The organism is Pseudomonadota bacterium (assembly GCA_039033415.1).
GTDB lineage: Bacteria > Pseudomonadota > Gammaproteobacteria > Xanthomonadales > SZUA-38 > JANQOZ01.
This window is the reverse complement of sequence record JBCCCR010000013.1, coordinates 62266-81512: the sequence shown is the minus strand read 5'-3', so window position 1 is coordinate 81512 and position 19247 is coordinate 62266. Positions and strand designations below refer to the sequence as shown.

Below are 19247 nucleotides of genomic sequence, written 5' to 3'. Positions count from 1 at the left end.
GGCAACAAGGGCTGGATCGGCTAGCGCGACGCCGTTTTGTCCGTGATGGCCCAGACTGAAGCGCCGAACCACATGACGCCGGTCCAGCCGAACAGTAGGTTGAGCACCGCGATGGCCCAGAGGCTGTTGGCATGCCGGTAGGCAGCGATGAAGGTGGGCAGCAAATACACCGCGCCGATGATGAGCCAGAAGGTTACCCAGGTTGTGCCGCTCATACGCTCTTCCACTCCTGTTGCGGGTTGATCCCAACAGTCATTTCCAACTTGCACCTAAGCTTAGAGCATGAATATGAACATGCACTGAAGACGACTGAGCGGGGCCTAACCCTCACCTTTCAGTTTACGACTCAAGGCCGACAGTCTTTGTGACAGACGCCCGGAAAGTGTGGACGTTTTTTCTTCTTCGTATTCCAGGTCGGCGATTTCGCTTTCCAGAATTTCGAGCCGTTTGGCTTCCTGATCCTTTTGGATCGTCTCGCGAATCTGTTTCTTTACGCCGCTCGGAAGCGTTTCTGAGAAAAGACTCCGATCTTCGCCAATGAGGAATTTGCCCAGCTTGTCCAGAAAGCTGTCGTCAATCTGCCGTGGATCAGCGCGCCGACGGTGTTGCATAAGACCACCATAGTTGACGAATTCCAACTCGATATGCTCCTCGCTGTGGGCGGCGCGAATGACGCCCTGCAGGAGGATTTTGCCGTGGATTCGAAAGGTGGCACCGACAATCTCGCCACTTGGTGATTTGAGCACGCGTTTTTCGCCGTGCAGCGAATAATCGCGCACAAACGAATCCATCACGTCGACCTGCTGCGGATTGAGCGTGATATCGGGGGATTTGGCGCGGTCGATGTGGCCGGTGGCAACAATTTTGATTTCGCTGCGCACCCCCTTTTCGCTCGATAGTGCTACGGTGAACTCTGGTTCGATCTTGGCTGTGACGTCGCCGTAGTGCGGAATGTGATAGTCCACCGTCTGTTTGTGGTCCAGATATTCCAGGTGCTGGCTGAGCTTTTTGAGGTAGTCGAAGACCGCGCGCATGGCCGGCCCCGTGTGAGCTCGATAGAAAGCCCCTTTCTCCTGAGCCAGCAGGTTTTCCTGCTCTTCACGCTCCCGGCGGTCGCGAGCCTGCTGCTCAAGCTGGTCGAGCAGGCTCATGGGAACTTATGACCGAAGACGTTCACCCGCCGATTATCGCAAGCCATCAAAAAACTTGCCACAGGCTACGGCGGTATCGAGCATCGGAAAATGTCTTGCGGCGGTGCGGGGAAATCGTGGGTCGGAAGTGCTGCCGAGCCGGCGATTGGATCACTGCGGTGGCTGGTGTGCAGGTTTGCGGCCAAAGACCATGTAGTTGACGTCGAGGCTCGAGGTGAGGGAAAACAGCCGCGTCATGGGGTTAACCCTCACGCCCGTGGCGCCGGTCGTTTCCAAGCCTCCCGCCTCGAGCAGGGTTCTCACTTCGTCAGGCTTGCGCAGCAAGCTGTAGCGGTGGGTTCCTTTCGGCAGCCACCGCAGCACGTATTCGGCGCCGACAATGGCGGTGAGCCACGACTTGACGTTACGGTTGATGGTCGAAACAAACATCCCGCCGCCGGGCTTCACGAGCCTGCAGCTGGCGTCCATAAAGACCGGGAAGTCCGCGACGTGCTCCACAACCTCCATGTTAAAGACGAGGTCGTACGAGTTGCCCTCGGCCGCAAGGATTTCGTCGGTCTCGAGCGTGTAGCGGATGGCCAGGCGGGATTCGGCGGCGTGAGCCTTGGCGCTCTCGATGTTGCGCGCTACAACGTCCACCCCGTGCACCATCGCGCCAAGGTTTGCTAGGGATTCGGACAAAATGCCGCCGCCGCAGCCCAAATCCAGAACGCGCAGGCCGCTCAACGGCTTTTGGCGGTCTTCGGTCGCCATGGCGTTTTCGCGCAGTTGGGCCACGATCCATTGCATGCGCAGCACGTTGAGTCGGTGGAGCGGCCAGAAGGGCCCGGTCGGGTCCCACCAGGAACCCGAAAGCTTGTCGAAATTGTCGGCCTCACGCAGATCAACCGTCGCTGAATCCAGCGGCGGCGTCATTTTGCGTAGCGGCGATCGATCCCGGGTAGTGAAATTGTGGATCAAACGTTTGATGGTCGGAGCCCTAGCAGCGGTCTTCGGGAACGGCGTGCGTCCTTTCCGTAGTCGACAGATGAAGACGGGTGTTGGCTGGGTAGTCCGCCATGGGGTCCTTTCTGCGACTCGCCAGAATCACGGCGCTGATCACCCCGAGAGGGATCAACATCAGGCCAAAGGACAAGAGATAATTCATGGTTATTCCCTAACGGAAACCCGTAATGTGAGCCAGAGCCCGTGACCTGGGCATAAAGTGCGGGTGACGAAAGGGTCAAGATTGCTCCGACACCTCTAGAACACCCATATTTCTCGCCCGGTCTAAGCAGATGTCTAAGATTATTCCGGCGATTGTGATGCCCGCGTGTACGAACCTTAGGGGTCCAAATGGCGTTCCAGGAAGCCGATCATCTTTTTGAAGGCGAATCGTCGAACGGTTGGCGCTTCAGCGTCCCAGCCATGACCGACGCCGGGCAGCGTCACCAGTTCGAAGTCTTTTTCCGCGTCGATCAGGTCTTCGGCGAGCGCAATCGTGTCGGAGTACAGCACCACCGGATCTTTTGTGCCGTGGATGATCATCAGCGGATCGACCAGTCCCTGGCTGTGATAAAGCGGTGACTGACTTTGATACCGTTCGGGTTGATCCTCACCGATCTCCGGCCCCATAACCCACCGCTGTGCCGGGTACGCGTGGGCCACGTTGCTCGCGGGCGCGCCGGCGATGCCAACCGCGTAGACGCCCGGCTTCTTGAACAACGACATCAGCGTCATCAGCCCACCATAGCTGGACCCCCAGATGCCCACGCGCTCGGGATCCGCGACGCCCTGACCGACCAGAAACTCAACGCCGCTGTGCAGGTCCTCAATGTCGACAATCCCATACCCGTGGCGCTGCTTCTGGTTGTGTGCTCGTCCCTGGCCGAAGCTGCCTCGAACGTTGACGCTCAACACCACAAAACCTCGGGCAACGAGAGCCTGATCCAGACCCCAGGTTGGATGAGCCTGGCGTCCACCCCACTGATTGGTCACGCTGTCGGAATAGACTGAGCCTACGATCAGCGGATAGCGTCGCTTCGAATCGAAATCCGCGGGAACGCTCAGGCGGCCGATCAGCGTTGCGCCATCGAGCCGGCTGGGAAATTCCACAAAACGAACGTTCGCCCAGGTGTAAGTAGGAAAGGCCGGGAGCGGCGACCGGGTAATGGGCTGGACCGTGGTCTGGTCGAGGTCGATGTGCAGCAGCTCGTGGGGCGTTGTGTCGTTGGAATACAGGCTGATGGCGTGCTGAAGGTCCGGCGAAAAAACCGGCGCGTGAGTGCCATGGCCGGCAGTCATCCGCTCAATCGCCCCCCCGGTCAGCTTGATGCGATAGAGCTGGCGGTCCGCCAGGTGGGAGCGGTTGGCCAGAAAATAGACCCAGCCGCTGGTGGGATTGGTCCAGAATCGAGCGATTTCCCAGGGGCCCGAGGTCATCGGCTGCGCTACGGCCTCCGGCTCCGGCTGCAGGTACAGGTGCGAATAACCGTCCTTGTCGGTCAAGAGAACCATGCCTTGCTGGCCCGGAGCCCAGTCCGCTCGCCAGTCGGGACGCAGATGCAGCGGATCGTGCTCCACATAAAGCGCCTGGCGGACGCCGGTCGCCAGATCGTAGCTGCTGACCTGATGACGCTTCACCAGAAGATCCGAAGTATTCACCAGGAGCCGGTCACCGGCCTCGCTCAGCGCGTAGTTCCAGACGTATTCCGTGTCGTCAGGCCTCGCCAGGTAGTTCACGCTTGCGGTCGCTACGTCGACGACACCTAGCTTGAACCGCTCGGTGTTGTCGCCGGGAAAAGCTCGCCGAACCCGCGACTGCTGATGGCCTTCGCGAGTATAGAAATGGATATCGCGCTCCGGCAGCGGGCCGCGGTCCACCAATAGAAACGCGATCTTGCGGCCGTCACGCGACCATTCAAAGCTGCTGATGGCCTGCGTCTCCGCGTCGAACGCCACCAGCGGTTGGGCTCGTGGGTTGTCAGAGGCTGGATCGAGCGACAGCAGGGTGCCAGGTGTTACCACGGCTAGCCGCTTGCCCGTGGGCGAAGCGCTCAGCTGACGTAGGCTTTGGGCTTTGAGCAGTTCCATGCTCGCCTGGGTACCCGGTGTTCGCAGCAAAACCCTCTCGCCCAGCACATAGGCCACGGCTGGGGTCCGGAGGTTCACCCAGGCGACTGACGATATGCCGCTGGCCAAACGAACGTCCTCGCCCTCGTGGTTTGTCAGTCGGGTCGGCGTGTCCTGACCTGGCGACCAGGTCCAAACATCTCGGAATTGGCCGCCCGCATCATGCCAGGCAAAGGCGATTCGGCTGGAGTCCCAAGACCAGGACACGCCGACGGGCCGCGTGCCGATCAGCGAGGGCTCCCCGTAGAGGGCGTCGATGTCCAGCGGCAGCAGCGGTTCGCCGGCCGCCTTGCCTGGGCTGATGAACATCAGGAGTCCGGCCAGCAGGTGGGCGCCGGTGACACACACAACGCGGAGATCGGCAAGGGTCATGGTCAGTTCCCGATGCTTAACAAAAGATCCGAAGCAAGTGTTAAAGGCCGCGAACGATGCTGCCGCTGAGCGCAACACCGGCTAGCAAGCGCGCGGTGCCGTGGTTCGTTAGTCGTTAGTGACAAACTTCATGGAAAGTGAGTTGACACAGTGCCGGGTGTTTTTTTCGGTCAGGCGCTCCCCTTCAAAGACGTGACCGAGGTGGGCGCCACAATTGGCGCAGAGGATCTCAGTCCGGCGACCGTCAGCGTCCACCTCCCGGTGAACCGCACCTTCAATTTCATCGTCAAAGGCTGGCCAACCGCAGTGCGCCTGGAACTTGTCGGCCGAGCGGTATAGCGGCGCGTCGCAACGGCGACAGACGTAAGTGCCCGCCTCAAAGTGGTTGTCGTACTCGCCGGTGAAGGGCGCTTCGGTGCCCTTGTGGACAATGATGCGCTCCTCTTCGGGGGTTAGAGAATTGTGCTTTGGGTCTTCGGTCATAGTCAGCGGCTCGCGAGAAAGTTGAGCAACGCTCGTGGCGTGGCGGGCAGGCAGTGTAGCGGCTGGCAAGAATGGGTGTCTACCGCGGACGCCCGTGCCGAACGACTCGCACGTTCGTTCATTGACTCCGCAGGGGATGCATCAATAATGGCCTGCTCAACTCACCGGGAAAGGCCGGTTGGTGGTGCTGCCGAGTGCAGCAACAATACCCGCGATCGCTTTGGGTTCAAATGCCCCGGCGCTCGCAGCGACGAGAGGATACGCATTTGCCTCAGGCACCCGTGAGCGGCGTCACGGTCGAAAGCTTCATCGCTTATACGCTCGGCATTGTGGTGTTCTTTGTCGGCATGCAGCTCAATCGGCGGATTGAACTGCTGCGCGCCTACAATATTCCCGAACCGGTGACCGGTGGGCTGTCGGCGGCCATGCTGACGCTGGCGCTGTACCTGTCAGCCGGCATCGAAATCAATTTCGACCTCCGGGCGCGCGATACCCTGCTGGTGTACTTTTTTACGGCGATTGGGATCAACGCGCGGCTGTCGGATCTTCTATCCGGTGGCAAACCGCTGCTGATTCTGCTGGCGCTGACGCTCGGATACATCGTCGTTCAGGACGTTGTCGGCGTCGCCGGCGCGGCGTTGGTTGGCCTTCCCGGTGAGGTTGGGCTCCTGGCAGGCTCGGCTTCGCTGATTGGCGGGCACGGTACCGCGATTGCTTGGGCACCGGATTTTGCGGCAGCGGGTGTCGAGGGCGCGCTGGAGCTTGGCGTGGCCTCCGCCACCCTAGGACTGGTCATCGCCAGCCTGCTTGGGGGGCCCGTCGCCAAGTTTTTGCTCGAGCGCCACTCACTCAGCGGCACCGACGAGGAGCCGGTTGTTGGCATCGCCTACGACGATTCTGATGCTGAGGTTATCCACCACACCAGCATCATGGCTGTCATCCTCACGCTGCATGTGGCCATCATTATCGGCTGGCTGCTCAACCAGTGGCTAAGCGATCTGGGATTTAAACTCCCGCTGTTTGTGTCCTGCCTGCTGACGGCCATTTTTTTATCCAATACGGTGCCCCACGTGTTTCCGAAAATGCACTGGCCGGCCCGAACGCGGTCACTCGCTCTGGTCTCAGACTTTTCGCTGGGTCTGTTTTTGTCGATGTCGCTGATGAGCATGCAGCTGTGGTCGATTGCCGGACTGGCCGGGCCGCTCCTGGTTCTGCTGCTGCTGCAAACGGTGGCCGCGGTGTTGTTTATTCTCCTTGTGCTGTTTCCGGTAATGGGGCGCGACTATCAGTCGGCGGTTCTGAGCGCGGGTTTTGGCGGGTTTGCGCTCGGCGCAACGCCGACGGCCATTGCCAACATGACGGCGGTCACGAAAAAGCACGGACCGGCACCGCTGGCATTCATTATTCTTCCGCTGGTGGCGGCCTTTTTTGTGGATATCACCAATTCGCTGGTGCTCAAGGCCGGCTTGAAGCTGCTTGGCGGCTAACGTCGGGCAGGGGGGCGCCGGTAGTCGGAAGAAATCCCGAAGGCGGCGGTTAAGCGAAAAGTCAGATTTTGGTTAGAAATCCGTTGAGACACCTAGACGGCGCTGGGCGAGGGTAAAACTTCGCTTTGCCAAGGGTGTCGTTATGAGAAACCGAATCCTGACGCTGGTCGTCTTCGCTTTGCTGCTGCCCCTCGCCGCTGCTGGTCAGACGGTGACCATGGAGCCAAACCTCCTGAGCACTGCCGAGGCGGGCGGCGACCCGGCCAGCATCACCTTCCGACGGACGGGAAGTACCGCTACTGCACTGGTGGTGTTTCTCACGGTTTTGCCTGAATCGACAGCGCAGACCAACGACTACGAGGACAATACCAGCGGGCAGTTTGAATTCCTGAACAGCGTGACGCTGGACATCGGGCTCAGCGAATTTACGGTCCTGCTGACCGCGAGTCCCGACAATTTGGTGGAAGGGCAGGAGACGCTGACCTTTGAGCTGGCGGACAACAGCAACTACACGGTAGGCACTGACGGTTCGCTAACGGTGACCTTTGACGATGATCCGCCGGTGGTCGACATCAGGCCGGCAGAGATGGACCCAGCCAATCTGACCGCCACCGAGGGCGGCATGCCCGCGCTGCTCGATATCAGTCGAAGCGGTGGAGACCTCGCCTCTTCGCTGCTGGTCCGGACTCAGATCGACCCGTCCAGCACGGCGAGCTTCTCCGACTACCAGGACAACCTCAACGGTCAGTTTGACACCCTCAATTCGGTGACCATTCCCGAACAGTCGACCGTGCTGCGGCTCGAGCTTACCGCAACCCCCGACAACCTCGCGGAGGGCGAAGAGACGCTGGATATCCGGCTTACCGGCAACGGCTACGTCAACGGGACGGCCAGTCAGGCGCTTGTCACCATCGCTGACGATTCGCCACTTCTCATCGTATCGGTTCTCAACGACGTCACCGCGGAGGGTGGTGGACCCGCCAGTATCGAGTTTACCCGCGCCGGTGGGCTGATCGATCAACCGCTTCGGGTCAATACGGCAATCGAAGGCAGCTCGTCAGCCGCTGCCCGGGATTTCACTGACAACGTTGCCGAATTCTTTCTCATCCTCAATTTCTTCAACATCCCGGCGGATGAAACCTCCTTCACCTTGGAGCTAACGGCCGTCCAGGACGGGCTCATCGAAGGTACTGAGGTGCTGGACTTTTCGATCAGCGGCGGCGAGTACGAGTATGCCGGCGCCTCGCCGATCTCGATTACGGTGCTGGATACGCTGATCTTTGATAACGGGTTTGAGGGTGGCAGTCCTCCAGGAAAGTGCCTGCCGTTAGAGGAAGCGTTGCAGTTCTTGGATCACGGGCCCGAGACGCTTCAAGGCGGTTTGGTATGGCGTACCTGCCGCGCCAGTGCCAACTACGACTGGAAAACTAAAACCTGCGTCACCGAGCCCAGCCTGCCGATTCCCAACCGGTCGACCTTCGTCAGTGACTTTAATGATGGGAAGCTCGCAGACAGTGACGGATACCGTTGGCGGTTGGCGACCGATACGGAGCGGCGTTCCGCTCGGCTGTCGGCTACGGACTGTCTTGTGCGTTCGGTCGACAGTTCAAACTGACCACTCGCGGCTCGATGCCGCGGAGAAAATTTTGGTGTGCACGAATAATCCGGCGCACCGAAATCTTCGAAGAGTCATAAAAATCCCAAGGGCATCGAGTACCAAAGCCACCTCTGGGGCCGCAGCTACCTGTGGGGTCGAAGTGAGCTGGCCGCCGACAGCTATCAGTGGATCGACACCTACCTGTGGGCTGACAGCTATCTCTGGGCCAACAGCGCCATCGGCGCCAACGTCTGGGTCGACAACCAGTAGATACGAGAGCAGTCTTCTATGGCTTGAGCTAGGCCGCAGCGGCGAAGAAGTGCTCTTTAAATGGGAGTGACGCCGCGCCGATCGCGCTGGCGTCACCCCCGGCTTTGGAGATCAGCAGCCGCGGCAGTGCTCTGGGTTTGCCGCGCCGTGAGTCATTATAAATGTCGATATGGGGAATCACTCGCCGGGCCAGCGCCGGCGGCATCCGGCCACCCAGGACGATCGCCTCTGGATCCAAAATGGCGGCCAGGGCAGAGGTGATGAGCGAAAAGGAGCTGCGGGTTTTAGTGATCCAGGGCTCGATACCTTCCCAGTCGCCGTCAAAGTGTTTGATCATCGTGGACACTTCGGCGAAGTGGTTGCCGTACTCGCCGAGGGTTTGTCGTAAGGATTCCAGCGACGGATGCTGGTAAATGTTTTTAGGAAGAAGCAGGCCGATTTCGCCCCCGTTTCCGTTGCACCCGCGCATCAGCTCGTGATTGATGATGATGCCTCCGCCGAGGAGTGTGTCGATATAAAGGTAGGCGAAGTTGTCGTAGATGCGCCCGATACCAACCAGGCTTTCCCCGACAGCCGCAGCATTGCCGTCGTTTTCGACCCAGACCGGCATCTCAAAGCGCTCTTCAAACAGTCGGTCCACGGCCACGAGAGCCCAATCATCCAGGGCGTGCGGCGTGTTGTAGATGGCGCCCGGCCCAATTTGTCGACCGGAGATGCTGACCCCCATACCAAAAATACGCTGGGAATCGATGCCGTGGCTGGTCACCATCTGGGTGATCACCGCTTCCGCTTGGTCGAGCACCGCGTTGCGGGTCATGGCGGGCAGGTCGCAATGATCCTCGTCAATGACCGAGCCGGAAAAATCCATAATGGCCACCGAAATTGCGTCGGTTTTCATCGAAATACCGAGGGTGTAGGCAAATTCAGGGACCAGTCGGAGAGCGACACCCGGTTGGCCGCGTTTTCCGCTCAGCATGCGGTCACCCTCAGCGACAACGCCTTTCGAGACCAGGCCTTTAACGAGCCTCGAGATGCTCTGCTGAGCGAGCCCCGTCGCGCGGGCGAGCGCGGACTGGCCAATGACGCCACCGCGCACAATGGTTCCGAGGACCCGTCGTTCTGAATCGGTTGGGTGCCTGAGGCCAACGGCATTAAAAAATTGAGGCTCCGATGAGCCTTTAGTCTGGATGGACACGCTGCAAACCCCTGGTCATCAGCTCTCGATCATAACGGCTGGAGACCCTATGTCACGCCAATAAAACCCATTATGGGTTGTATTAAGAGTTTATTTGTGTCATACCTGCAACATCGGCAGCCCCGGTCGTCGAATGGTCGTCACCGCGTTGCCAGCTCCACCAATCACACGAGGGGTTCCAACCATGCCTACCAAGTCTTTGCTGACCGTGGCGATTAGCGCCGCTCTGGCACTTGCCGCTTCAGACGTGACCTTCGCTCAGGAGGACGATGACAACGACAGCGACAATACTGTCATTGAAGAAGTTGTTGTCACCGGTACCGGCGCGAGCGTCGCCCGGACCAAGTTCGAAACACCGTCTACGGTGACCCAGTACAACGAAGAGGATCTGCGATCTTTCACCTCTTCCAGCCAGGCTGACATTCTGACCCAGCTGCCTGGGGTGAGCGCTGAGGGGGGTGGCGGTGAGGTTGCCACCAACGTGTTCCACCGCGCGCTGCCGTCCGGCGGTCAATTCTCGTTCACGCCGCTGCTTTACGACGGCATGCCGGCATTTTCGACCTTCGGCCTGAACTCCTCTGCGTTCGACGTGTTTTATCGCAACGACCTGGGCATCCAGCGTTCTGAATTTGTCAGCGGCGGTGTATCCAACTTGTTTGGACCGGGTTCCGTGGCGGGCATCGTCAACTACATCAGCAAGACCGGTGACGTGGATCCCCGTGGAACGGTGCAGCTGGAGATGGCCGAGGAAGGGCGATTCCGCGCTGACTATTTCTTCAGCGGTCCGGTCGGTGGCAGCGATTCCAACACGTTCTACGCGCTGTCCGGCTTTTACCGCACGGACGAGGGACCGCTGGAGTCCAATCTGGACACCGAAGGATTCCAGGTCCGCGGAAACCTCAAGCACATGTTTGCTGACGGTAGCGGGTCCATCACGGTTTACGGTCAGGCGATCGACGACAACGTACAGTTTTTCCTGCCGCTGCCGGTCGACGGGCGGTCTCGGGAACGTGTGAACGGCAATGACGGCCGCGAAGTTTTCACCATGAATACGGCTGAAGCGGTCGGCTTGTCTTACGACACGCCGGACGGCCGCTTCACCACGCCGATCGGTGATGGCGTGGTCACCGAGGGTCAGTCACTCGCGGTGGTCCTCGACAAAGACCTCAACGACACGTGGTCGCTGAATGCCAAGGTTCGCTACGCCAGCTATGACCATCAGTTCAATCTGTTTCTGGACGGAGACGCCATCGGTCCAAATACGCCCGAGACGCAGGGTGAATACCTGGCTAACCGCGGTTTGGGCGCGTTTGCAGACAATGCGGTGTTCTCATTCACCGAATCAGGCGAAGCGCTGCCCGCCGATTTCCTCCTGTTCGGCAACCGGACCCTGGATCGGTGGCGTGACGCAACGGACTTTTCCGGTGAGTTCAGCCTCGGCGGTACTCTGAACGTGGGCGATGTTGAACACGGCATCACGGTTGGCGCCTTTTTCGCCGATTCTCAGGCGGACGACATCAACTACATCACCACCTATCTCGGCGATTTCCGCAATGCGCCGCGACTGGTCGACGTGACCCTGCAGGGTGTATCGGAAGATGCCGAAGGCAATCTCGTGGCGTCACCGGGAAATGACTATCTCTGGACGGTGAACGGCCTGGCTAACGCCAACGGTCTGGTCGGCAACCGGGACCGCAGCGCTCGCCGGACCGCCCTTTATGTGGCGGACCAGATCGACATGGACCAGTGGTCTTTCGACATTGGCGCGAGGGTTGAACGGCTCGAAGGGGATGTGACCCAGTTCAATACCGCTTCGTTCCAGGTCGGCAACGATCCGCAGGTCAATGACCTGGTAGAGAACGTGAGCTTCACGGACGGCTCGATCCTGTCGGGCGACGTGAGCACCACGGAATGGGCCTTGTCTGCCGGGGCGCTCTATCGGATGAACGATGAGATCAACCTCTACGCAAACGCATCACGCGGGTTTTTCTTTCCCCAGATCCGAAGCGTGCCGTTTAACAACGGCCAGCTGGCGTCTTATGAGGGAGAGATCATCGACACGATCGAGGCGGGCATGAAGTTCAGCTACGGTCAGTTTGACGGCTACGCGGGGTTGTTCTACACCACGCTCGATGATCGGCGGAATGTCGATTTTGAAAACGACCCGAACAACCCGGGTAACATCATTGAAGTAGTATCGCTCCAGTCGACCGAGGCCTTCGGCATCGAGGCCAGCATCACCTATTACCTGAACGACTACTGGTCGCTCCATGGCAACGTGACGCTGCGGGATCACGAGTTCACCAAAGATGATCGGAACCCACAGAACGTGGGTAACGAGCTGCGGCGCCAACCCACGGAAATGGCCAACACGGCCGTCCGCTTCAACTACGATCGGTTTGACGCGGGACTGTTCCACAATTTCCACGGCGATAATTTTGCGAACGACAGCAACTCGGTCGAACTGGATTCCTATAATCTGGTGCGGCTGGAGGCCGGGTACACCTTCGAATTTTCCGGCGGTCAGACCATGCGTCTGAGCGCCAACGTGTTTAACCTGCTGGACGAGCAGGGGATCACGGAAGGCTCACCCCGCCAGGGTAATGCTCAGTCAGGAGCGCCCGCTCAGTTTTTTGTCGGCCGTCCCATCCTGCCTCGTCGGGCCATGATCAGACTCACGTACGATTTCTGAGTCCAACCGGTCAGCGCCGGAGGGTAAGACCCTCCGGCGCCGATCGGGGCCTGAAACGATTACTATGCCGGTTTCGCCCTGCGTGCCGGCGACCGTGGAGCCAATATGAACGCGCTGGACTATTCTGTGGTCGCTGCCTACCTCGGCGGTCTGCTGATGTTTGGATTCTGGCTCCGGCATCAGTCCACGGGTCAAGACTACTTTCTCGGTGGGCGCAGCATGGGATGGTTCCCGCTGACACTGTCCACCATGGCCACACAGCTTTCTGCGATCAGCTTTGTCTCAGCGCCGGCGTTTGTCGGCATGAGAGAGGGTGGGGGGCTTAAGTGGCTGACCTATGAGTTTTCGCTACCGCTTGCGATGATCCTGGTGATGTTTGTGATCACACCGGCCCTGTATCGGGCGGGCATTGTCAGCATCTACGAGTTTCTGGAAGATCGCTTCGGTCGTTCGACGCGCCTGCTGATCAGCGCGTCCTTTCAGATTGTCCGCTCGTTTTCGACCGGCATTATGGTTTATGCCATGGCGCTCATTCTGGAGGCGGTCCTGGGGATCGAGCTCTGGCAGTCGGTCCTGGTTGTCGGCGTCATCACGCTGCTTTATGCCACCTCCGGCGGCATGAAGGCGGTGGTTTACGGCGACGCGATACAGATGGTGCTGATCTTCGGCGGGTTGCTGCTGGTCGCCGGCTACGCGTTGACCGAAACCGGCGGTTTTGCCGCCTTCTGGCGCGACGTGGATCCAGGGCGCCTCGTTGCGGTCGACTTTGGTTCGCTGGGCTTGAGCGGTGACGAATTCGGCTTTCTTCCAATGCTGTTCGGCGGCTTTGTGCTCTACGCGTCGTACTACGGCTGCGACCAGACCCAGGCGCAGCGTATCCTCTCGGCGCGGGACGTTGGCGATGCCCGCAAGCTGCTCTTTGCCAACGGGCTGCTCCGCTTTCCGCTGGTGTTGCTGTACTGTTTTGTCGGGCTGCTGGTAGGCGTTGCCGTCGTGAATGATCCGGGGCTGGCAGCCCGAATTCCGGCGGAAAAGCCGGATTACATGATGCCGATTTTTATTCTGGAACGGTTGCCGCACGGCATCATTGGCCTATTGCTGGTGGCTATCTTGTCCGCCGCAATGTCGTCGCTCAGCTCGGCGGTCAACTCCCTCGCGGCAGTCACTCTGGATGACCTGGGCTCGGTCGGGATAAAGCCAAAGGACCCAGCCGGGCAGATCATCTGGGCGCGGGGCATTTCGGTTTTCTGGGGACTGGCGATTCTGGTGATGTCGTTGTTTGCCGGCTCGATTGCGCCCACCGTGATCGAAGCGATCAACAAGGTTGGGTCCGCACTCTATGGTCCGGTTCTGGGCGTTTTCCTGCTGGGGATGTTGAGAACCCGAGCATCGGGCACGGGCGCCAGCATCGGGCTTCTGGCCGGTGTGTTTCTCAACCTCTATCTGTGGAAAGCCCAACCCCAGATTTTCTGGATGTGGTGGAACTTTATTGGTCTCACGGTCACGGTAGTGGTGGCGCTTGTGGTGTCGTCGTTGATGGGGCGCGAGGTTGCGACGTCATCTCATACCGAGACCGAGGACGTGTCGATGATGTTCCGGTCGCCTTACAGCTTTGTATTGATTGCGGTGTTTGCCGCAATTGTGGTGATCAGTGTCTTTATCCGAAATCTGCAGGCATGGTTCAGTCCCTGAACGCCAACGCACCCGATCGTCGGGCTTACCTTAAGCAACTGTTTGTGAGGGCCGTCTCCCGCTGCGCTCCACAGGCGGTGTTACCCGACCTGTTGCCCAGCGACGCACCCAAAGGAAAAAACCTGGTGTTTGGAGCGGGCAAAGCGGCAGCGGAAATGGCGGCGGTTGCCAATGCCCACCTTAAAGGACCCACCGAAGGCCTCGTGGTGACGCGATATGGTCACACGACGCCGCATAGCACCGGTCAGATTGAGGTGCTCGAGGCCAGCCACCCGGTGCCGGATGAACAGTCAGTCGAAGGCGCTGAGCGTATGCAAAAAATGGCTAGCGCAGCCTCTCCGGACGACCGCGTGATTTTTCTTTTTTCCGGCGGCGGGTCCGCGCTGCTGTGCGCGCCCATCGACGGCGTTTCGATCGAGCAAAAAAGAGCAATCACCCAGTCGCTGCTGCACAGCGGCGCGCCGATCGACGCAATCAATCGCGTGCGGAAACACCTGTCTGCCATCAAGGGTGGGCAGCTGGCGAGCCAGGTCACGGCTGGCGCGCAACTATTCACTTTCCTGATATCGGACGTGGTGGGCGATGAGCCATCCGACATCGCTTCCGGTCCGTCGGTGCCTTTGGCGGGGGATCCTGAGTCGGCCATCAGCACGCTGGAGCAGTACATCGGCCTGCCGGAGCCCGCGGTGGCGGATGCACTACGGCGAGCGACGCGACGGCCCGCGCCGGAGCACCCGGTAGTCGTTGCGGCCAGTGCCGCCACGGCGCTGGCGGCGCTGACGGCCGAGCTGGAAAGCGATGGTTGGAACGTCGTCGTGCTGGGCGAAAATGTTGAGGGTGATGCCACTCTCGTTGGACGGGAGCACGCCGAGATTGCGCTTGAGTATCGAGACGAAGGTCGCGCTGTAGCGCTGGTCTCGGGAGGTGAACTGGTTGTCCAGGTTGGCAATCGAAGTGGTCGAGGCGGCCCAAACCTCGAATATCTGACCAGCCTCATGTTGGCGCTGGACGGTGCCACGGGAATCGAAGCCTTGGCGTGCGACAGTGACGGAATCGACGGTTCCGAAGACAACGCCGGCGGATACCTGGGAGCTGATTCAATGATTCGCGCCACCGCGCAGGGGCTGGATCCTCGATCTCTGCTCCAGGCCAACGATACCTATACCTGTTTTGAAGCCCTCGGTGATCTGATCGTCACCGGACCGACAAGAACCAACGTGAACGATATCCGAATCATCCTGATTGACCCTGCTGAGGAGATGCCCGGTCGTGTTTGAAGAGCTTGATCGGCAGGCTCGCGAGATCCTGCTGGCAAATGACAAAGGGGGTTTCACCATCCCGACATCCGGGCTGTATCCCTATCAGTGGAACTGGGATTCGCTGTTTGTTGCGCTGGGCTTTGCCACCTTCGATGAGTCACGGGCCGTCAAGGAGATCGAAACGCTTTTCGACGCGCAAGCGCCAGACGGCTTTATGCCGCACATCGTGTTTCGCCGAAACGATCCGGACTATTTTCCCGGACCCGACGTATGGCAGGCCGGCGGAGAGATGCCCACTTCCGGTATTACCCAGCCACCGGTCGCCGGCAGCGTGCTCGCTGACCTCTGGTCTCGAACGGAAGACGAGGCGATTCGACAGCGGATCGACAGGCTGTTTCCCAAGGTGCTGGCCTGGCATCGCTGGTTTAACGAGTATCGGGTCCCTGAGCAGACCGGAGCGGTCATCATCACCCATCCCTGGGAAAGCGGTCGCGACAATTCGCCGGAATGGGACCGCCCCGCCTCCGTCATTGACGTTTCAAACGTTCAGCCTTACCAACGGCGTGATTTGCAGCACGCTGACGCCCACATGCGGCCCACCAAGCAGGACTATGACCGTTACATCGCTTTAGTGGAGTACGGCAGACAGACCGGCTGGGACCATCGCCGAATTGGCACGGAAGGCCCGTTCCGCGTCGCGGACGTGGGGATGACCATGATCCTGCTGCGGGCTACTCGCGATCTGATGATGCTCGGCTCAAAGCTGGGGCATCCGATTTTAGAGCTGCAGGGTTTTCTTGAGCGGCTGGAGGAGGGCGCCAACTATCTGTGGGATGACGAGCTCCAGGCTTTCTGTTCTCGCGACACCATCACCGGACAATATTCTGGCTATCTCACCAGTGCCTCTTTCCTATACGCCTACGCCGATGTGGGTTCAGAGGCGCAACGTCAGGCAATGGCGCGTCACTTCGAGCGGATCAGCGCCGCGACAACCTACATGCTGCCCAGCCACGACCCGCAGTGCGAGAAATTTGACCCCAGCCGGTACTGGCGCGGTCCGCTATGGCTTGTGGTGAACTACCTCGCGGCCAAGGGCTTTGCTGAGGCCGGGATGGCGGACTGGGCGCAGCGCGTCGTTGAGGATTCGCGAGCCGTTGTTCGCCAAAGCGGTTTCTGGGAGGCGTTTAACCCCGAGTCGGGTGATGGTACCGGCGGTGAGGCTTTTTCTTGGACAGCCGCGATGTGGCTGGCCTGGTTGCGGCAAAGCGCACCATCCTCGGAAGGCTGAGAGCTGTGGGTGGTGTCGTTTGTTTTGGTGAGGCGCTGATTGACTTTCTGAATTCCGGGCAGCAGGAGCAGGAAGGGCTGCCGCTCAATCGGTTTACCCAGTTCCCCGGCGGGGCGCCGGCCAACGTTGCCGTCGCCGTTGCCGGCCTGGGGGGCTACGCAAAGTTTGCCGGCCAGGTTGGCGACGACACTTTCGGTCGCTTTCTCTTGGGAGCACTCCAACATTACGGTGTCGACACCGAGCACACGTTGCTTCATCCAACCGCCGCTACCGCGTTAGCCTTCGTATTTCTGGACCCGGACGGCGAACGTCATTTCTCGTTCCGACGCAACGGCACCGCAGACGTGATCCTACAGAGCGAGCAGGTCATGGACGAGTGGTTTCAGGGCTGCTCTATCGCACACTATTGCAGCAATACGCTGACCGATCCGCACATCGCCCGCGTTACCCAAGACGTCGTTTCTCGGGCCCGTGATAACAACCTGATCCTGAGTTTTGACGTGAATCTGCGGCATAACCTCTGGCCGAGCGGAGCGGTAGACGCCGATACCGTCAATGAGCTCGTTTTTCAGTCCGACCTGGTCAAGTTTTCGCGCGAAGAATTTGACTATCTGTGCAGCGGGGATCCCGACGACTATCTGCAAGCCTGCTTCTCAGCGGGCGTCGCTGCCGTGTTGATCACCGACGGCGCGGAGCCCGTGACCGTTGCGACGCCCGACTCGCACGTGTCCGTCGGCCCGCCTGGGACGCAAGCGGTGGACACGACGGGCGCCGGGGACGCTTTCATTGGTGCGGTGCTGTTCGGTCTGAGCAGGGAGGCTGACCCCGCTGCTGGCCTGCGCGATGCAGCGAGCCTCCGGCGTCTGGTTGAATTTGCAGGACGGTGTGGCGCTCTGGCTGTCTCGAGGCAGGGTGCGTTCCCGTCCTTTCCCAAGCTCGATGAAGTGAGGCAATGGCTTCCGCAGCGGTAAACTTTTACTCAAGGCAGTTTCTGCTGGGGCACGTTCGGTCAATCCTGGATTTTTACACCCCGGCGGCCTTCGATCCAACCGGCGGCCTCTATCAGAACTATAAAGACGACGGCAGTATCTTTGCGCCGGAGCGGCGCCATCTGGTGAGCAGCTGTCGCATGGTCTTCAACTTCTGCAAAGCCTACGAGCTGTTTGGAGACGAAGTCTACCGAGCGTTTGCTGCGCACGGCTTCAGGTATCTCCATGACCGGCATTGGGACCCTGGACGGTCGGGCTATCACTGGACCCTGAAAGAGGGCCATCACCCCGGTGACCAAACCAATCACTGTTACGGCTTGGCGTTTGTGATGCTGTGCTGCGCTGCGGCCAGTGAGCTGGGACTCGAGCGCGCGGACCAATCGCTTGACCAGGTGTTCGAGCTGATGGAGCAACACTTCTGGGACTCGGCGGCCGGCGTATACGCTGATGAGGCCACGCCGGACTGGTCTCGAGTCAGTGCCTATCGCGGTCAAAATGCCAACATGCATAGCTGCGAGAGCTTGCTCGCCGCCTTTGAGGCCACCGGCAAGGTCCATTTCCTCGACCGAGCGCTGACCGTGGCGCGAACCGTCACCGTGGATCTGGCGTCGTCCTCGGATGGCCTCATCTGGGAGCACTTTACGCCAGAACTTAAGATCGACTGGGACTACAACCGGGATGATCCGAAGAACCTCTACCGGCCCTGGGGCTTCCAGCCGGGCCACCAGGTGGAGTGGTCCAAGCTGCTTATGACGCTTTATGATCATCGCTCCGAAGACTGGATGCCGAGAAGGGCGCAGGAGCTGTTCGATCGTGCTCTGGCTATCTGCTGGGACCCGACTCACGGCGGGATCTTTTACGGCTTCGGGCCCGATGGCCGGATCTGTGATGCTGACAAGTACTTCTGGGTGCACGCGGAAGCTATCGCGGCAGCCGCTCGCCTCTATCAACATACCGAGAGTCCCCAATACCTCGACTGGTACAACCGGTTGTGGCAGTACGCGTGGGAGCATTTTGTGGACCACCAGCACGGCGCGTGGTACCGAGTGCTTCGCGAGAACAACCAAAAGTATTCGGACGAAAAATCTGCCGCCGGGGCCAAGTGTGACTATCACACCATCGGCGCGTGTTGGGATGTGTTGAGGCACCTTCCGTGACCCAGGGCGCGCCTCAAATCATTGCTGGCGGAACGGGCGCGGCCGTGCGACTTCGCGAGGAGCTCAAGCAGTCACTCCGCTCGCTGCTGCCGCAGGCCAGCAATCAGTCCGTCACGTTGGTCATCAACAACGCTCAGGGTGAAATGATCGCCGGCATATCGGGCGCTACCTCGTACGGGTGGTTACATATCGAATTGCTTTGGGTGGCAGAAGGTCATCGACAGCAGGGACTCGCCCGTTCGTTGCTGGCCGCTGCGGAAGCACAAGCTCACGCAATCGGTTGTCATGACGTGTGGCTGGAGACGTCCAATCCTGCGGCCAGGTCATGCTACAAGAAGCTGGGTTATGTCGAGTTTGGCGTTTTAGCCAATCAGGATGGTCATGAGCTGCCCGATCATCGGCGATGGTTCTTTCGCAAGGCCATCGATACTCCGTAGGCATGCGGTTGGCTGCGTCCGAGCAAGATTTCGACTTCAGGACTGACGTCTGGCCGCCAACGGTTAA

General features: G+C 59.7%; 16 protein-coding genes. 9 read left to right on the top strand and 7 right to left on the bottom strand.

Annotated features, from left to right (window positions below):
* Positions 1-20: 20 nt before the first annotated feature.
* The 6 genes from AAF358_12330 to AAF358_12305 form a co-directional block, all read right to left on the bottom strand.
* On the bottom strand, positions 21-215 hold the full coding sequence (locus AAF358_12330) for a superinfection immunity protein (GenBank protein ID MEM7706337.1): 195 nt from the start codon (positions 213-215) through the stop codon (positions 21-23).
* A 105-nt stretch (positions 216-320) separates the two neighbouring features.
* Positions 321-1151, bottom strand: a complete 831-nt coding sequence (locus tag AAF358_12325; protein MEM7706336.1) for a hypothetical protein — start codon at positions 1149-1151, stop codon at positions 321-323.
* A gap of 150 nt (positions 1152-1301) precedes the next feature.
* Positions 1302-2066 carry a bifunctional 2-polyprenyl-6-hydroxyphenol methylase/3-demethylubiquinol 3-O-methyltransferase UbiG gene (ubiG, locus tag AAF358_12320; protein ID MEM7706335.1) on the bottom strand — a complete coding sequence of 255 codons (765 nt, stop codon included), beginning with the start codon at positions 2064-2066 and terminating at the stop codon, positions 1302-1304.
* A gap of 64 nt (positions 2067-2130) precedes the next feature.
* Positions 2131-2298, bottom strand: a complete 168-nt coding sequence (locus tag AAF358_12315; GenBank protein MEM7706334.1) for a hypothetical protein — start codon at positions 2296-2298, stop codon at positions 2131-2133.
* Positions 2299-2474: 176 nt separating this feature from the next.
* On the bottom strand, positions 2475-4634 hold the full coding sequence (locus tag AAF358_12310; protein ID MEM7706333.1) for a prolyl oligopeptidase family serine peptidase: 2160 nt from the start codon (positions 4632-4634) through the stop codon (positions 2475-2477).
* Between the two features lie 108 nt (positions 4635-4742).
* On the bottom strand, positions 4743-5117 hold the full coding sequence (locus tag AAF358_12305) for a methionine-R-sulfoxide reductase (GenBank protein ID MEM7706332.1): 375 nt from the start codon (positions 5115-5117) through the stop codon (positions 4743-4745).
* Positions 5118-5383: 266 nt separating this feature from the next.
* Here AAF358_12305 and gltS point away from each other — a divergent pair, with 266 nt between their 5' ends.
* Together gltS and AAF358_12295 are read left to right on the top strand one after the other, a co-directional pair.
* Complete coding sequence (gene gltS / locus AAF358_12300; GenBank protein MEM7706331.1) at positions 5384-6604, top strand: sodium/glutamate symporter; 1221 nt, start codon at positions 5384-5386, stop codon at positions 6602-6604.
* Between the two features lie 142 nt (positions 6605-6746).
* Entirely contained in the window at positions 6747-8219 is a 1473-nt protein-coding gene (locus AAF358_12295) for a hypothetical protein (GenBank protein ID MEM7706330.1), read from the top strand.
* A 280-nt stretch (positions 8220-8499) separates the two neighbouring features.
* Here the strand turns inward: AAF358_12295 and AAF358_12290 are convergent, their stop codons facing one another.
* Complete coding sequence (locus AAF358_12290) at positions 8500-9666, bottom strand: ROK family transcriptional regulator (GenBank protein ID MEM7706329.1); 1167 nt, start codon at positions 9664-9666, stop codon at positions 8500-8502.
* A gap of 184 nt (positions 9667-9850) precedes the next feature.
* Here AAF358_12290 and AAF358_12285 point away from each other — a divergent pair, with 184 nt between their 5' ends.
* The 7 genes from AAF358_12285 (at position 9851) to AAF358_12255 (ending at position 19180) form a co-directional block, all read left to right on the top strand.
* Positions 9851-12358, top strand: a complete 2508-nt coding sequence (locus tag AAF358_12285) for a TonB-dependent receptor (GenBank protein MEM7706328.1) — start codon at positions 9851-9853, stop codon at positions 12356-12358.
* A gap of 105 nt (positions 12359-12463) precedes the next feature.
* Positions 12464-14050, top strand: coding sequence for a sodium/solute symporter (locus AAF358_12280; protein MEM7706327.1), 1587 nt, complete (start codon positions 12464-12466; stop codon positions 14048-14050).
* On the top strand, positions 14035-15327 hold the full coding sequence (locus tag AAF358_12275; protein MEM7706326.1) for a DUF4147 domain-containing protein: 1293 nt from the start codon (positions 14035-14037) through the stop codon (positions 15325-15327). Before AAF358_12280 ends, AAF358_12275 begins: the two co-directional genes overlap by 16 nt.
* Positions 15320-16597: a hypothetical protein gene (locus tag AAF358_12270; protein ID MEM7706325.1), complete on the top strand. Its 1278-nt coding sequence runs from the start codon at positions 15320-15322 to the stop codon at positions 16595-16597. Before AAF358_12275 ends, AAF358_12270 begins: the two co-directional genes overlap by 8 nt.
* Positions 16537-17568: a carbohydrate kinase gene (locus AAF358_12265; GenBank protein ID MEM7706324.1), complete on the top strand. Its 1032-nt coding sequence runs from the start codon at positions 16537-16539 to the stop codon at positions 17566-17568. The genes AAF358_12270 and AAF358_12265 overlap by 61 nt, the downstream gene beginning before the upstream one ends.
* Positions 17550-18743 (top strand): AGE family epimerase/isomerase, encoded by a 1194-nt coding sequence (locus AAF358_12260; GenBank protein MEM7706323.1) that lies wholly within the window; start codon positions 17550-17552, stop codon positions 18741-18743. Before AAF358_12265 ends, AAF358_12260 begins: the two co-directional genes overlap by 19 nt.
* Positions 18740-19180 carry a GNAT family N-acetyltransferase gene (locus tag AAF358_12255; protein MEM7706322.1) on the top strand — a complete coding sequence of 147 codons (441 nt, stop codon included), beginning with the start codon at positions 18740-18742 and terminating at the stop codon, positions 19178-19180. Before AAF358_12260 ends, AAF358_12255 begins: the two co-directional genes overlap by 4 nt.
* Positions 19181-19247 lie beyond the last annotated feature (67 nt).